General features: G+C 64.4%; 15 protein-coding genes. 6 read left to right on the forward strand and 9 right to left on the reverse strand.

From position 1 onward, the window contains the following. Positions 1 to 50 precede the first annotated feature (50 nt). From aroA to NJ75_RS10680, 3 genes are read left to right on the forward strand one after another with little or no spacing between them, the layout of a single operon-like run. Entirely contained in the window at positions 51 to 1,373 is a 1,323-nt protein-coding gene (gene aroA / locus NJ75_RS10670; protein WP_039334255.1) for a 3-phosphoshikimate 1-carboxyvinyltransferase, read from the forward strand. Then, the gene (locus tag NJ75_RS10675; protein ID WP_039334256.1) at positions 1,370 to 1,627 is read left to right on the forward strand and encodes a CBU_0592 family membrane protein; all 258 of its coding nucleotides are present in this window, start codon (positions 1,370 to 1,372) and stop codon (positions 1,625 to 1,627) included. The genes aroA and NJ75_RS10675 overlap by 4 nt, the downstream gene beginning before the upstream one ends. After that, positions 1,624 to 2,253: a (d)CMP kinase gene (locus NJ75_RS10680; RefSeq protein ID WP_039334257.1), complete on the forward strand. Its 630-nt coding sequence runs from the start codon at positions 1,624 to 1,626 to the stop codon at positions 2,251 to 2,253. Before NJ75_RS10675 ends, NJ75_RS10680 begins: the two co-directional genes overlap by 4 nt. Here NJ75_RS10680 and NJ75_RS23315 read toward each other — a convergent pair. Beyond that, a complete protein-coding gene (locus tag NJ75_RS23315; RefSeq protein WP_052242342.1) occupies positions 2,250 to 3,536 on the reverse strand; it encodes an adenylate/guanylate cyclase domain-containing protein in 1,287 nt (428 codons plus the stop codon). The genes NJ75_RS10680 and NJ75_RS23315 overlap by 4 nt on opposite strands. Before the next feature lie 284 nt (positions 3,537 to 3,820). Between NJ75_RS23315 and rpsA the strand changes: the two genes are divergently transcribed. The 3 genes from rpsA to NJ75_RS10700 all read left to right on the forward strand — a co-directional run bounded on the left by rpsA (position 3,821) and on the right by NJ75_RS10700 (position 7,508). Next, positions 3,821 to 5,527 (forward strand): 30S ribosomal protein S1, encoded by a 1,707-nt coding sequence (gene rpsA / locus NJ75_RS10690; protein WP_039334259.1) that lies wholly within the window; start codon positions 3,821 to 3,823, stop codon positions 5,525 to 5,527. A gap of 148 nt (positions 5,528 to 5,675) precedes the next feature. Then, positions 5,676 to 6,440 carry a hydroxyacylglutathione hydrolase gene (gene gloB / locus NJ75_RS10695; protein WP_039334261.1) on the forward strand — a complete coding sequence of 255 codons (765 nt, stop codon included), beginning with the start codon at positions 5,676 to 5,678 and terminating at the stop codon, positions 6,438 to 6,440. A gap of 39 nt (positions 6,441 to 6,479) precedes the next feature. Next, positions 6,480 to 7,508, forward strand: a complete 1,029-nt coding sequence (locus NJ75_RS10700) for a LacI family DNA-binding transcriptional regulator (protein ID WP_174544567.1) — start codon at positions 6,480 to 6,482, stop codon at positions 7,506 to 7,508. 207 nt (positions 7,509 to 7,715) lie between these two features. On the opposite strand, the gene NJ75_RS10705 is transcribed toward NJ75_RS10700, so the two are convergent. The 8 genes from NJ75_RS10705 to NJ75_RS10740 form a co-directional block, all read right to left on the reverse strand. Next, positions 7,716 to 8,270 (reverse strand): F0F1 ATP synthase subunit B family protein, encoded by a 555-nt coding sequence (locus tag NJ75_RS10705; protein ID WP_039334263.1) that lies wholly within the window; start codon positions 8,268 to 8,270, stop codon positions 7,716 to 7,718. After that, a complete protein-coding gene (locus tag NJ75_RS10710; protein WP_039334265.1) occupies positions 8,263 to 8,757 on the reverse strand; it encodes a F0F1 ATP synthase subunit B family protein in 495 nt (164 codons plus the stop codon). The genes NJ75_RS10705 and NJ75_RS10710 overlap by 8 nt, the downstream gene beginning before the upstream one ends. A 74-nt stretch (positions 8,758 to 8,831) precedes the next feature. Next, complete coding sequence (locus NJ75_RS10715) at positions 8,832 to 9,059, reverse strand: F0F1 ATP synthase subunit C (protein WP_011444975.1); 228 nt, start codon at positions 9,057 to 9,059, stop codon at positions 8,832 to 8,834. Between the two features lie 48 nt (positions 9,060 to 9,107). Further along, the gene (locus NJ75_RS10720) at positions 9,108 to 9,890 is read right to left on the reverse strand and encodes a F0F1 ATP synthase subunit A (RefSeq protein WP_039334268.1); all 783 of its coding nucleotides are present in this window, start codon (positions 9,888 to 9,890) and stop codon (positions 9,108 to 9,110) included. A 39-nt stretch (positions 9,891 to 9,929) separates the two neighbouring features. Then, positions 9,930 to 10,250: an AtpZ/AtpI family protein gene (locus NJ75_RS10725; protein ID WP_039334269.1), complete on the reverse strand. Its 321-nt coding sequence runs from the start codon at positions 10,248 to 10,250 to the stop codon at positions 9,930 to 9,932. Between the two features lie 233 nt (positions 10,251 to 10,483). Then, positions 10,484 to 10,882 carry a YdbL family probable chaperone protein gene (locus tag NJ75_RS10730; RefSeq protein ID WP_236727126.1) on the reverse strand — a complete coding sequence of 133 codons (399 nt, stop codon included), beginning with the start codon at positions 10,880 to 10,882 and terminating at the stop codon, positions 10,484 to 10,486. A 28-nt stretch (positions 10,883 to 10,910) separates the two neighbouring features. Further along, entirely contained in the window at positions 10,911 to 11,117 is a 207-nt protein-coding gene (locus NJ75_RS10735) for a YnbE family lipoprotein (RefSeq protein ID WP_039334270.1), read from the reverse strand. 47 nt (positions 11,118 to 11,164) lie between these two features. Next, positions 11,165 to 14,389, reverse strand: a complete 3,225-nt coding sequence (locus NJ75_RS10740; RefSeq protein ID WP_052242344.1) for an intermembrane phospholipid transport YdbH family protein — start codon at positions 14,387 to 14,389, stop codon at positions 11,165 to 11,167. Positions 14,390 to 14,409: the final 20 nt, after the last annotated feature.

Raw genomic sequence — 14,409 nt, forward strand, 5'->3', positions numbered from 1 at the left:
CTCCCCGCTTCGAAAGTAGAGATTCCGTGTCCTCTCACGATCCGGCGCAGATGCGCCCCCGCCGCTTCACTGCCAACGGACCTCTCAGGGGCCGGATCCGCGTGCCCGGCGACAAGTCGATCAGCCACCGCTCGATCATGCTCGGCGCATTGGCCGTGGGCGAGACGCGAGTGACAGGGCTGCTCGAAGGCGAGGACGTGCTCTCGACCGCTGCTGCCATGCGCGCGATGGGTGCGACGATCGAGCGTGATGCCGATGGCATGTGGCACGTCCATGGCGTCGGCGTCGGCGGCCTGCTGCAGCCTCAGGCCGCGCTCGACATGGGCAATTCCGGCACCTCGACTCGCCTGCTCATGGGCCTTGTCGCCACGCATCCGATCACCGCGACATTCGTGGGCGACGCATCGCTGTCCAAGCGCCCGATGGGGCGCGTGATCGATCCGCTCTCGACCATGGGCGCGGAATTCACCGCGAGCCCCGGCGGCCGCCTGCCCCTCACGCTGCGCGGCATCTCGCCCGCAGTCCCGATCGAATACCGACTGCCAGTCGCCTCGGCGCAGGTGAAGAGCGCGATCCTTCTCGCAGGCCTCAACACCCCCGGCATCACCACGGTGATCGAGCCGATCCCCACGCGCGACCATTCCGAACGCATGCTGCGCGGCTTCGGCGCCGAGCTGACGGTCGACATCGCCGATGACGGCGCGCGCGTGATCAAGGTGCGGGGCGAGGCCGAGTTCAAGCCACAGGACATCGTCGTGCCCGGCGACCCCTCCTCAGCCGCGTTCTTCGTGGTCGCCGCGCTTCTGATCGAAGGCTCGGACCTCGTGGTCGAGAACGTCGGCCTCAACCCCACGCGCGCTGCGCTGTTCGATGTGCTGCGCCTCATGGGCGGCAGCATCGAGGAGCTTGACCGTCGCGATGTCGGCGGCGAGCCCGTGGCTGACCTGCGCGTGCGGCATTCGCTGCTCTCCGGCATCGACGTCGATCCCGCCGTGGTGCCCAGCATGGTCGACGAATTCCCGATCCTGTTCGTCGCCGCTGCGCTGGCCAAGGGCCGCACGGTAACGACCGGTCTCGAGGAACTGCGCGTCAAGGAGAGCGACCGCATCAGCGCCATGCGCGCCGCACTGGAACTGGCCGGTGCTACCGTCACCGAAACCGAGGACGGGCTGATCATAGATGGCACCGGCGGCGATCCGCTTCCCGGCACCGCGGAAGGTGCCAGCGTCGTCACCCACCTCGATCACCGCATTGCCATGTCGATGGCCATTGCCGGCATCGCCAGCAAGCGCGGCGTCGAGGTTGACGACACCCGCCCCATCGCCACCAGTTTCCCGGTCTTCGAAAGCCTGCTGGAGGGCGCGACGCGTTGACCAGTCACGATCTGGCCAACATCATCGGCTTCTGCGGCACCGCCTGCATTATCTTCGCCTACGGCTATGCCACCCGGCAGGACCGCCCCGACCCCCTCGTCCAGCACGGCGTCAACCTGCTCGGCGCGGTGCTGCTGACGATCTCGCTGCTGTTCAACATGAACCCCGCCTCGTTCGTGCTGGAGTTCTTCTGGGCGGCAATTGCGATATGGGGGCTGGTCAAGGCCTTCCGCAACCGGAGTTCCAACCCGTGATCATCGCTGTCGACGGCCCGACCGCTTCGGGCAAGGGCACCATCGCCAGGGCGCTGGCCGCACATTACGGGTTGCCTCACCTCGATACCGGCCTGCTCTATCGCGCCGTGGGCCGACAGGTATTTCTGAGCGAAGGCAACCCGGATGACGCGGGCGCCGCCCTTGCTGCCTGCGCCTTCCCGGAAAGCCTGCTGGCTGACCCTGAACTGCGCAGCGAAGAGACCGGCGGTTACGCCAGCCGCGTGTCAGTCCACCCTGCCGTCCGCGCCGCGCTGCTCGAACGCCAGCAAGCCTTTGCCAACCAGCCCGGCGGCGCGGTCCTCGACGGCCGCGACATCGCCACCGTCATCGCCCCCCACGCCGACGCCAAGCTCTTTGTCACCGCCAGCGTAAGCGCCCGCGCGATGCGCCGCTGGGTGGAAATGAAGCAGCTTGGCAAGGACGTGGAGCGCGCCGAGATCGAAGCCGACCTCGAAGCCCGGGACGAACGCGACCGCAACCGCGCCGAGGCTCCGCTTCGCCAGGCCGCAGGCACGGCGCTGCTCGATACATCAAATCTGACCAAGGAAATGGCAGTGGCGACAGCGATTGCGCTTGTCGAAAAACAGCTAGGGGAAAAGGCCTAGGCCGCAGCTGGACGCATCTTCAGATCGGCCTCTTCGACCACCGCTTGAAAAACGCAGGTCTCGCCGATTCCTTTCAACGTCATCATCATGGGCGGACCAAACGCGCCACGGTCATTTGCGCGCAGCCATGTGCTTTCCGAGATCGCGATCCCATTTGCCGCCGCGGTCCCTTCGAGGCGTGCTGCAATGTTCACCGTGTCGCCCCAATAATCGTATGCCATGCGGGTCGCGCCGATCACGCCGCCAACCACAGGTCCGGAGTGGATGCCGGCTCGCAGGCCTACTTCATCGACGCCGGCAACGCGCTTGAGCTCCTCGACACCGGAGAGCACCGCGCGTGCAAACGCGATGGCGGCATCGGCACTGTTACCGCTCGGTATGTTCCCGCCGGCGATCGCGAGGTAGGCATCGCCCACCGTCTTGACCTTTTCGACTCCAAACTCGCGGGCGCAGGCGTCAGCATGATTGAAGAAGCTGTTGAGCAACTCCACCAGATGGCCCGGCGAAACCCGCTTCGTCAGCTTCGAGAAACCGACCATGTCGATGAAGATCACGCTGGCATCGGCGTACGAATCCGCAACCATCTGCCCTGTCCGTATCCGCTCCACCGCCGTGGTGGGCAGCATGTTGAGCACCAGCTCCTCGTTGCGGGCACGCTCTGCGTCCAGCGAATCCGCCAGCATGAAGGCAGCGCGGCTCGTCCGTCCTACCGCCAGATTTATCGCCGCCATGACCAGGGCTCCACTCAAGTAGCTCAGCAAGGCATAGACCACCGCGGCATCGACAGACTGTTCCGGAATGACTTGACCCAGCCAGCCAAGAAGGTCGCATCCAAGCCATCCCAGAAAAAGGTGCGGACGGCCGGCCAGAGTCACTGCCGCAAATGCCGTGATCGCCAGCCTGTTGATGACGCCGACGGCGTGAAGGTTGGTATGGATGTGCAGCAGATGGTCGAACAGAACGAAATTGATCCGCGCCACGATCAGCGAAATCACCAGCAGGGCGGTGAAATCGACCATCGGATGACGGACGTAGTCCTGCCAGAATGTGGCGCCGATATAGGCCCCGATGCACATCAGGCCGATGCCCAGCCAGAAGGCCAGACGCGCATTCTCGACCGGATCGAGATAGAGCGGATTGATGACGGAATAGGCCAGCATCACTGCCATGAACAGGACAGCGTAAAGCCGGACGAACGGCGTCCGCAAAGTACGCGCCGTCTCGTTGTAGCGGGCTTCGGTCGCCGCGTCATGGAACGTGCTGAACACCCCGGGCTGCTCCATCGCGGATCTCCTTGAAGATGCAGACTATCACGAGAAGTTTAACAGGTTCTGCGAACGGCCACACGATATCTTGAATACCCCATTTTCCTTGCTTTTCTCGGGCCATGAGCCTAAGCGCCGCCCGTCCGCGCAGGTCTTTGCCTGAGCGGGTGCCTTCGGCAGCATTCGGCTCCGGGGGCGGTTCGGCCCTTTTTGGCCCACGGCCCGCATGGGGCGGTACGTGGAGGAAAGACCGGCGGAAACAACCGCCTGGCCGGAATACCTAGAAACAGGAAGCTTTGATAATGGCTACCAACCCGTCGCGCGACGATTTCGCCGCGCTGCTTGACGAATCGCTTGGCGGAGCCGCCAACGGTGGCTTCGAAGGCCGCGTCGTCAAGGGCACCATCACCGCCATCGAAAACGACAAGGCCGTCATCGACGTGGGCCTGAAGAGCGAGGGCCGCGTTGCCCTGCGCGAATTCGCTGCCCCCGGCCAGGCGCACGGCCTCAAGGTCGGCGACGAAGTCGAAGTCTACGTCGACCGCGTAGAGAACGCCGATGGCGAAGCCATGCTGTCGCGTGACCGCGCCCGCCGCGAAGCCGCGTGGGACAAGCTCGAGAATGAATTCGGCGAAGGCAAGCGCGTTGAAGGCGTGATCTTCGGCCGCGTGAAGGGCGGCTTCACCGTCGACCTCGACGGCGCCGTTGCCTTCCTCCCCGGCTCGCAGGTCGACATCCGCCCGGTCCGCGACGTGACCCCGCTGATGGACATGCCGCAGCCGTTCCAGATCCTCAAGATGGACCGCCGCCGCGGCAACATCGTCGTCTCGCGCCGTGCGGTGCTGGAAGAAACCCGCGCCGAACAGCGCTCGGGCCTGATCCAGAACCTCAAGGAAGGCCAGATCATCGACGGCGTCGTCAAGAACATCACAGATTACGGTGCGTTCGTGGACCTCGGCGGCATCGACGGCCTGCTCCATGTCACCGACATGAGCTACAAGCGCGTCAACCACCCGTCGGAAGTCATCGCCATTGGCGATACCGTCAAGGTGCAGATCATCCGCATCAATCAGGATACGCAGCGCATCAGCCTCGGCATGAAGCAGCTTGAAAGCGATCCGTGGGATGGCGTTGCCGCCAAGTACCCGGTCGGCGCGAAGCTCTCGGGCACTGTCACCAACATCACCGAATACGGTGCGTTCGTGGAACTCGAAGCCGGCATCGAAGGCCTCGTCCACGTTTCGGAAATGTCCTGGACCAAGAAGAACGTCCACCCCGGCAAGATCGTCTCGACCTCGCAGGAAGTCGACGTGCTGGTTCTGGAAGTCGACAGCGACAAGCGCCGCATCAGCCTCGGCCTCAAGCAGGCCCAGCAGAACCCCTGGGAAGCCTTCGCCGAAAAGCACCCGGTCGGTTCGACCGTGGAAGGCGAAGTCAAGAACGCGACCGAATTCGGCCTGTTCATCGGCCTCGATGGCGACGTGGACGGCATGGTCCACATGTCCGACATCGCCTGGGGCATCTCGGGCGAAGACGCGCTGGCTCTGCACCGCAAGGGCGAGCAGGTTTCGGCCGTGGTTCTCGATGTCGACGTCGAGAAGGAACGCATCAGCCTCGGCATGAAGCAGCTTGAAAAGGGCGCTCCGGCTGCTGGTGGCGTTTCGGCTGCTGGCGCTGGCTCGCTGCGTCGCGGCGAAGTCGTCACCGTCACCGTTCTCGAAGTCCGCGACGGCGGCCTCGAAGTGCAGGCTGGCGAAGACGGCGCAACCGGCTTCATCAAGCGCTCGGATCTGGGCCGCGACCGTGACGAACAGCGTCCGGACCGCTTCCAGGTCGGCCAGAAGCTCGACGCCATGGTCACCGGCTTCGATCGTTCGAAGAAGCCGAACTTCTCGGTCAAGGCCCGCCAGCTGGCCGAAGAGAAGGAAGCCGTGGAACAGTATGGCTCGTCGGATGCCGGCGCATCGCTGGGCGACATCCTCGGCGCCGCTCTGAAGGCGAAGCAGTAAGCGCGACCGAAGGTTGCGCCCCCGCGAAGGCGGGGGCCTCCCTCGGCCAAGCGCTGCGCTTCCTCGAAGCGAGCAAAAAGCAAAAGCCCGTCCGGAGAAATCCGGGCGGGCTTTTGCTTTGTCCGGAACGCGGCGCTAAGCTGCAGCCATGACGCTAAAGATCCACCAATTCCCCTGCCTGTCCGACAACTACGGCTTCCTCGTCCACGATCCGGCAAGCGGCGAAACCGCGTGCATCGACACGCCCGACGCGCCAGCCTACCTGCGCGAGGCCGAGGCGAAGGGCTGGCGCATCACTCAGATCTGGAACACGCACTGGCACCCCGACCATGCCGGCGGCAACGAGGCGATCAAGTCGGCCACCGGCTGCACCGTCATCGCCCCCGAAGATGACGCCGGAAAGATCGCCGCCGTGGACCGCACTGTGGCTCAAGGCGACACCGTGCAACTCGGCAGCTTTGATGCGACGGTCATTGACGTTGGCGGTCACACCATGGGTCACTGCGCCTACCACTTGCCCACAGCTTCGGTGGCTTTTGTCGGTGACGCGCTTTTCCCGCTAGGGTGCGGGCGGATGTTCGAAGGCACCCCGCCGCAATTCTGGGCCAGCCTCTCGCGCCTCAAGGCCCTGCCGCCGGAAACCACGCTCTACAGCGCACACGAGTACACCCAGTCCAACGCCCGCTTTGCGCTCTTCGCCGATCCGGACAACGCAGCCCTCGCCGGCTATGCCCGAGGCGTGGATGAAAAGCGCTCGCGCGGCGAATGGACCGTGCCTACCACCCTCGCCGCAGAGCTCGCCGCCAACCCCTTCCTGCGCGCGGACGACGCGGAGATGGCCTCGCGCTGGGGCGGATCATCGCCCGAAGAGACATTTGCCGCCCTGCGCAAGGCCAAGGACACTTTCCGCTGACGCCGATCCTGCTAAAGCGATAGTTGACTTGGGGGTAGCATGGCCGGCGAGAGAAAGATCATCCGCGTAACGTCGTTCGACGTGGCCGAGGCGGCGGGCGTCAGCCAGTCGACCGTCAGCCGTGCCCTTGCCGGTGACACCTCGATCAGCGAACCCACCCGCCAGCGTGTCATGGAAGCCGCCCGCCGCCTGAACTATCAGGTCGACGAGAACGCCGCTCGCCTGCGTCGGGGCCGCACCGGCACACTGGCCGTCGTGATGATCTGTCGCGAGGCGCAGGACCGCAAGGACATCAACCCCTTCTACTTCTCGCTGCTCGGCTCCACTTGCGCCGCCGCCTCGGCCAAGGGCTACGAAACCCTTGTCTCCTTCCAGGATGCGCCCGAGAACTTCTGGGGCCACTTTCAGGAGCGCCGCAAGGCCGACGGCATGATCGTGATCGGCACGACCACCAACACCAAGGCCTGGGACTATTTCCGCGACATGCCGGAAGGCACGCACTGGACTTGCTGGGGCTCGCCCGACAACGACATGCCATGGGTGCGCAGCGACAACCTCTCGGGCGCAACGCTCGCAACCCGCCATCTGCTGGTGCGCGGCTACCGCCAGATCGTCTGCATCGGCTCAGCCACCTCGCCCCAGCGCCAGTTCCAGGAGCGCTATGAAGGCTATGCCGAGGCAATGCGCTCGGCAGGCCTGGAACCTGTCCTGCAACAGGTCGAAAGCGGCCTCGCCCGCGAAGAACAGGGCCGCCGCGCCGCGATTGCCCTGGCCGAGAGCGGCACCCCGTTCGACGCCATCTTCGCCGTCTGCGACGACATGGCCCTGGGCGCGCTCAAGGAACTGACCGCGCGCGGCTACGCTATCCCAGACCAGGTCGGCATCATCGGCTTCGACGGCATCCGCGCCGGCGCGTGGTCCACCCCGCCCCTCACCTCGATCGAACCGGACTTCCAGATGGCAGGGGCCCTGCTGGTCGAGCAACTCTTGGCGAAGATAAACGGCACCGGTGGGTCGGGACGGCGCGTACCGGTCAAGCTGGTGATCCGGGGATCGACACGGGCATGAAGTGGAATCGACAGGATTCCAAAGACGCGTTGACGCTTGCCGGTATCATCGCAGCCTTGCTCTCATTGCCGCTGCTGGGTGCTCTTCTTTTCGCCTTCAACCCACAGCACTGAAGGGCGGAATTGAGGACACAAACAAAAACCCCTCCCGGCTCACACCGAGAGGGGATTTTCATGTTCTGTTGGCCCTGAAACGGCTTGAAGCCGATCAGTTCACCAGCCCGGCAATCGCGCCATCCACCAGAGCCTTGTCGGCACCTGCGGAGTGGTTCTTCGCGATCAGGTCACGCGCGGCAGCAGTTGCAGCTTGTGCAGCCTTGGCGCGCAGGTCGTCGACCGCTGCGCGTTCGGCAGCAGCGATCTTGTCCGAGGCCATCTTCTCGCGGCGGGCGATCACGGCCGCAGTGTCAGCTTCGGCCTTGGCGACGATGGCAGCAGCTTCGGTCTTGGCGTGCTCGACCATGGCCGCCGCGTCCTTCTCGGCGTTGGCGATCTTTGCGGCGTATTCGGCGCGCAGCTTCTCGGCTTCGGCGCGGAGCACCTTGGCTTCATCGAGTTGCTTGCGGATCGCGTCGATCTGCTTGTCGAGACCGCCGACGATCGCGCCGGGGACCTTCTTCGACACGAGGATCGCGAGGAAGATGGCCATCGACAGGGCAACCCATGCACCAGGCCCAAGGCCGAGTGCCGAAGGTTCGACGTGGTGTTCGCCGCCAGCAGCTTCGTGCTCGACGACAGCGGTCGTCTCTACAGCGTTAGCCATTTGCGAGAACTCCCTTCACGGCGGCCTGCGCTTCGGCAGCGGGGATCGACAGGCCGGCAATGCGGCTTGCGATGTCCTGCGCGGCTTCGGCGGCAACGCCTTCCACTTCACCCAGCGCGGCAGCGCGGGCAGCGGCAATGCGGGCTTCGGCAGCCGCCACGGTCTCGTCGATACGAGCCGAAGCGGCGGAAAGCTTGGCGTCGGTGGCCTTGGCGGCGTCAGCCTTGGCGGCCGCAATCACGGCCTGGGCTTCGGCGCGCTGCTTGTTCGCCTGGACGCGCCATGCCTCTTCCTCGGCATCGGCGGCGGCCCGTGCGGCTTCGGCAGCGGCAAGGTCGTCGGCGATCTGCTTGTCGCGGCCGTCCATCGTGGAGACGACCTTGGGCAGCATGCCCCGGCCGATCACGAAGAAGACGATGCCGAAAAACACCAGCAGCCAGAAGACCTGGCTGGAATAGGTGGTGGCAAGCTGTTCAATCTGAGGCATCGCGGGTGTCCGGGCGTCAGGCGGCCGGGGCGGACCCCGGCCAGCATTTCAACAATCAGTGAGCTTCGCGTGCCTTAGGCAACGAAGATCAGGATCATCGCGACGACGAACGAGAGCAGGCCCAGAAGTTCGGCGGCGGCGAAGCCGATGAACAGGCGGCCCTGCTGACCGTCAGCAGCACCCGGATTGCGCAGCGCGCCTTCGAGGAACTTGGCAAACACGTTGCCCACGCCGAGCGAGGCGAGACCGGCGCCCACAGCGGCGAGACCAGCACCGAGCAGCTTTGCGCTTTCTGCGTCCATGTCAAAAACTCCTTTTTCTCAATTCCGTATGGGAAAATGTTGCGGGTATCAGTGAAGGTTCTCGGCGTCGTTCAGATAGACGCAGGTGAGCAGGGCAAAGACGTAAGCCTGGATGCCAGCCACCAGAAGTTCCAGCGCGCAGATGCCGATCATCAGCACGAAGCTGGGAACGGCGGCGAGGAAGAAGGTCCCCACCCCGGCGTTGGTGCCGGAGATGACGAAGCCCGAGAGCACTTCGAGCAGCACGTGCCCGGCCATCATCGCCACGAAGAGACGCAGGCCAAGGCTGAACGGACGCACCATGAACGAGATCAGCTCGATCGGGAAAATGATCGGGATCATCGGAACGGGCGTGCCGTGCGGCACGAACAGGGAGAAGAAGTGAAGGCCATGCTTGGCAAAGCCGACGCCGAGCACGATGGCAAAGCTCATGATCGCGAGCACGCCGGTGACGGTGAAGTGGCTGGTTGCCGTGAACGGATGCACGCCGACCAGAGCCAGCGGCAGCAGGCCGAGCATGTTGGCAAACAGGATGAAGCCGAACAGCGAGAACACGTAAGGCAGGTACTTGCGACCGGCCTTGCCGATGTTGGCCTGAAGCAGGTTGTCGACGAAACCGGTCAGGCCTTCGACAGCCATCTGCCAGCGCCCCGGAACCAGTTCGCGCTTGGCGCCACCGGCGACGAACGCAACCAGCACGACCGTGGTGATCGCCATCCACAGCGACGAGTTGGTGAACGCGATGTTGTAACCGCCGATAGACCAGTGATCGGTCCCGAAAAGGGTCTCGATCGTGAACTGGTGAACCGGATCGACCTTGCCTTCGGCCACGCGCTTAACCCCGTATCACTCGAATACAACAACAGCGCCCTATTCGGGGCGCCGGCTCGAAATTCGGATGATGTTCCGGAATGCCACGACGACCCCCATGAACAGCATCACCAAGAGACCCCAAGGCCTCGTCCCGGCAAACTGGTCGATGACCCAGCCGATGAACGCGCCGCCCACGAGGCCGCCTATCAGTTCCGCCAGCACGCGGTTTCCCATGCGGTAATTCGCATCGGTTTCCCCACCTGCCTTTGGCCGGTTGCGCTCCTCTTCCCGCTCGCGAAGGGCTTTCAGCCGCTTGTCGAGCGCGTCGATCCGCGCATCCTCGCCGATTGGCTCCGTCCCGCCGGGTTCGTCATTCATGCTTGTTCCCCTGATCAGTCGCCCGACCGAAAGTGCAGCACAAACGACGGATGACCGCCGAGAGCGCCGCCCCCTTAGGCGGGGGGTATTCTTGAGTCAACCGTCACGAACCGTGTCTGATCCCCAGTCTGACCCAAGGTATCATCGCAAATGCGAACGCCCTCCCCCGCAAGTGCGAGGAAGGGCGTGAAAGTGGCTGAAACCGGGCAGCGATTCGTATGCGGAATTTTGCGTCAGGGGCAGCGCGAATCACGCAACGGGGCGCCCGCACCGCGGGTCTGCCAGGAACCGTCGGGCGCCTGGTACTTCTCGCCGGGCTTGGTCTGGGCGATCAGCAGGCAGCCCGAGGTGAGCGCATATTCTTCCACGGTTGCCTTGTTGGCCTGGGCCTTCTCGGCATAGACGGCCTTGCGCTTGATGTTGATGTCCTCGACCACCGCGCGCAGCGCCGGAGAGGGCGGCGTGACATACCCGAGATAGCCGTCCATCTTTTCGCCAACTTGGCCGGCAGACCGCGCCGAAGCATAAGCCGGATCGCGGCTCTGCGCGAAGGCGGGCACCGCGATCGTGCCGAGCACGAGCCCGGTTGCAGCGATAATTGCGAAAGGCCTGCGCATCGAAACCTTGGTCATCGTCTTCGTCCTTAGAACGCGCCTGACATCAGAAGATGTCCGGGTTGCTTTCGATCGTGTTATTCGCATCCTGCGCGAGCCGGTACACGACCTCCTGCTTGATGTTGATGTTGAGCTCGATCACGATCGGCTTGTCCGGCGCCTTCACCGAAATGCAGCCGCCCAATGCCAGGCCCCCCATCAATGGCAACGCCAGCAGAAGGCGCGAACAGAACTGAAATCCGTCTTTCCCCATGACGTTTCTCGTCGCAGGCTTCGCGGATCGGGTCAATTCCAGGTTCCTCATGGCATTTTTCCGCTTTCTGCAGGCTGAATGTTTTCAGTGTTTCCGGGAAGGGCGATCACCGGCACCCCGCCGGGGCGCACGTCGTTTGCCGAACGGTAGAGCGGTCGTCCCTGCGCATCGACGAGGCCCAGGGTTCTGGGATCCTTGACGAAGGCGGGATCGTACATCGCCTTGAACGAGGTAATGAGCTGATAGAATGGCGCGCGGATGTTCACGTTGAACTGGATCGGCAGGTTGGCAACTTGCTTGGTGATGAAGTTCCGCTTCGTGCCAGCGCCCTGCTTTACACCGCCGAACTTGACGTTGGTGACGATCTCGCCTTCCAGATCGCCCCGCATGGCGATGGTCATCGTCTTGTAATCCAATGATTTCAGCGCATCGAACGCGAAGTTCGCCATCGCCCCCATGTTCTCGTAGGTCAACGCGCCGATGTATGAGACGTTGCCGCCGGGCGCGCGGGAGACCAGCGTCCCTTCCTCGATCCGCCCGCCGTTCGCGTCGAAAATCAGCGGGAACTGTCCGTCGAAAGTGCCTGTCGCAGCAAGATTTCCCAGTTCCATCTTCTCGATGAACTTGGCGGCATCAATGCCGATGACCGTCAGGGTGTAACGACGGGCTTCGGCCAGGCCGAGGCGCAAGTCGGTTGGCTCCAGCACCAGCGTGCCCCCGAGGAACGGCCAGCGCGCATCGTGCAGTCTAAGCACCTGATCCGGCAGGAGACTTATGTCGACCACACCCTCGGTCACCTCGATGCCGGGGTTGATCGAGGCAACAGTCAGCTTTTGATGCGGGGCGGTGACCATGCCAAGCAGGTCGGTGAACACAAGCTTGCCCTTCAGGCCCTTCACCGGACCGAAAGCTGCTGCAAGATCAAGGTTTTCGGTGCCGAACGTGCCGGAACTTGTCACCCCGCGCGCATTCCAGTCGATGACCCCGTCGCCGGTCACCTTGCCGTTGACATTGGCGACCACGCCGAGGGCAAGGCGGGTCAGTTGCGCAGGCTGGAAGCCCTTGTCGAAGACGAGGTTGTCGACTCTGATGTCGGCGTGGCCGCTGGCGGTTGCGAGATCATGACGCACCTTCACCGCTCCAACCTCGCGCGAGGTCTTTGCTTCGCGCAGCAAGGCATTGGCCGTAATGCGATTATCCGCCAGCGTGAGCGTCGCGCCCGTGGCATGGAGCCTTTCGAACCGCGCTGGGTCCAGGCGGTCGGTGAGGTCAAACTCGGAGCCGGAAAGCACAAGCTTTTCATCGACATAGCGCCACTGCCCCGAGGCATTGGAGATATCGAGCGGGACGGCTGCGAGCGTGGCTCCAACTCCCCCGTAACTGCCCCCCAACTCTCCCCCAACTCTCGCGTCCAGATTGGCAACTGTGAGGTGCGTTGCGGTAGCAGGCGGGCCCAGCGTGACATCCACGGCCGACGCCTTGAGCACGCCCGGCCAGGCAAATCCAACAGCGCCGGTGCGCAGGGCAAGTTTCGTGTCAGCAAGCTTGCCGGTGAGGTCGAGTCCGGGCGTGCCGGCCGCCACCTGCAGCCCCCTTGCCCCGTTGCGGACGATCGCGCTGCCACCGGGTGGGCAGAGCTGAAGGGCGTTTCCATCCACCGCCATCTGGCCGAGTTCCAACCGGTCGAAGCGGGCGGTGACGCAGTGGCGCCAGAGTGCGAGTTCGCCTCGCGCACCGTAGGCACCGCTGACGGGGAGCACGAGGTTCTGCACCGAACCGCCCGGAATTGCGCCGGACAGTTGCGTGGTTCCTGAAAAGCCCAGCGATCCATCGGCGATCTGGGCGACCATCATTTCGGGGATTGCCAGCGAGCCGCCGGCTGCATGCCACGGCGCCATGGTCAGACGGAACAGCGCCTGCCCGGCCCGCCCGCGCTCCATCCGTCCGACGATTCGCGGCAGACCCGCGCCACCGGTTGCAAAACTGCCCGCCAGCAGCGGTGGCCCGCCCTTGGTGCCACTGGCCATCTGGAAGCGCGAAAGCGTGAGCAGCGTCTGCCCGGTGCCGCCGGTCAGCCGTGCCTGCGGAATCACCACCGAAATCGCCTCGCCATTGCGGCGCAGCGCGATCTCGCCGCCGAGGCGGCTGCCACGTTCCTCGCGCTTGAGGCTGGCGCGCAATTGGGCGAGCATCGGGGCGAGGAGCGTGCCGCTGGCACTCCGCTCACCCGAGGCCAGGGCGTTGTCGAGTGCCGCCCCCTGCCGCAGGCCCTGCCCGTCGATCGTTCCGCGGAATTCGGCCTTGCGGAAAGCCTCGCGAGTGCGGACCGAACCTTCCAGCCCGAGCAGGCCAAAGCGAACGCCGCCGCTGCTGACCCCGCCAGCATTGGCATCGACCCGACCGGTCAATGCGCCATCACGGAAAGCGAGGCGCGTATCAAGCGCCAGCGTTTCGGCAGAGAGGCCGGGGACGACCAGCTTGTTGCCGCGCACCGTGGCGGCACCGGCGATTCCTGCAAAACCCTTGTCGGCCCGTGCATCAAGATCCGCCACCAGTGGCCCACTCCTCGCACCGCTGTCGCACGCAATGCGATCCAGCCGGAGCGGCCCGGTCAGCGATGGGCGCTCCTCGCGCACCGCGATTCTGCCGACAAAGCGAGCGCCGTCCGCCTTGCAGCCGCCCCCCATCAGCGACGGCGCAACCGCAGCCAGTGTCCCGGCAAAGCCGTTCTGCAAGCCGCCCTTGCCTTCCACCGAAAGGCCGATCTTCCCCGAATCGGTGAGGATCAGGCCGCGACCGTCCCGGACCTGCAGGTCGAGCCTGGGCAGCGCGAAAGGCTGGTTGTCGGTCTTGGGCGCGTAGATCACCTTGTCGAGCGAGCCAAAACTGACCCTGCCATCCCGGTACTGGCCATAAAGACGCGGGGCGACCAGCTTGACCGAACCGAGATAGGGCGCACCAAGGCCGTAGCGGATACCCACCTCGACCCGCTCTATCGTGAGATCCGGGCGGCGGGGATCCCCCACAACCACGTTGCGGAGAACCTGCCTGCCAGGACCGATGCTTTCTATCTGATAGGTCGCGGGCAAACCGTAGGATTTGAGCTGGCCGACAATGATGCGGTCAGCGATCGAATTGCGGGCAATCCACAGCCCCCCAAGACCTGCCACGGCAAGGACAAGCACAGATACACTGACGCGCCGAAGCCCCTTTCGCGAACGCGCAGAGCCTGGCGGCGCATCCGGTTCCGCCAATTCGAAACTATCTGCCATCTGCCCCCTTCTTGCGCACT

This window comes from Novosphingobium subterraneum (assembly GCF_000807925.1).
Lineage (GTDB): Bacteria > Pseudomonadota > Alphaproteobacteria > Sphingomonadales > Sphingomonadaceae > Novosphingobium > Novosphingobium subterraneum.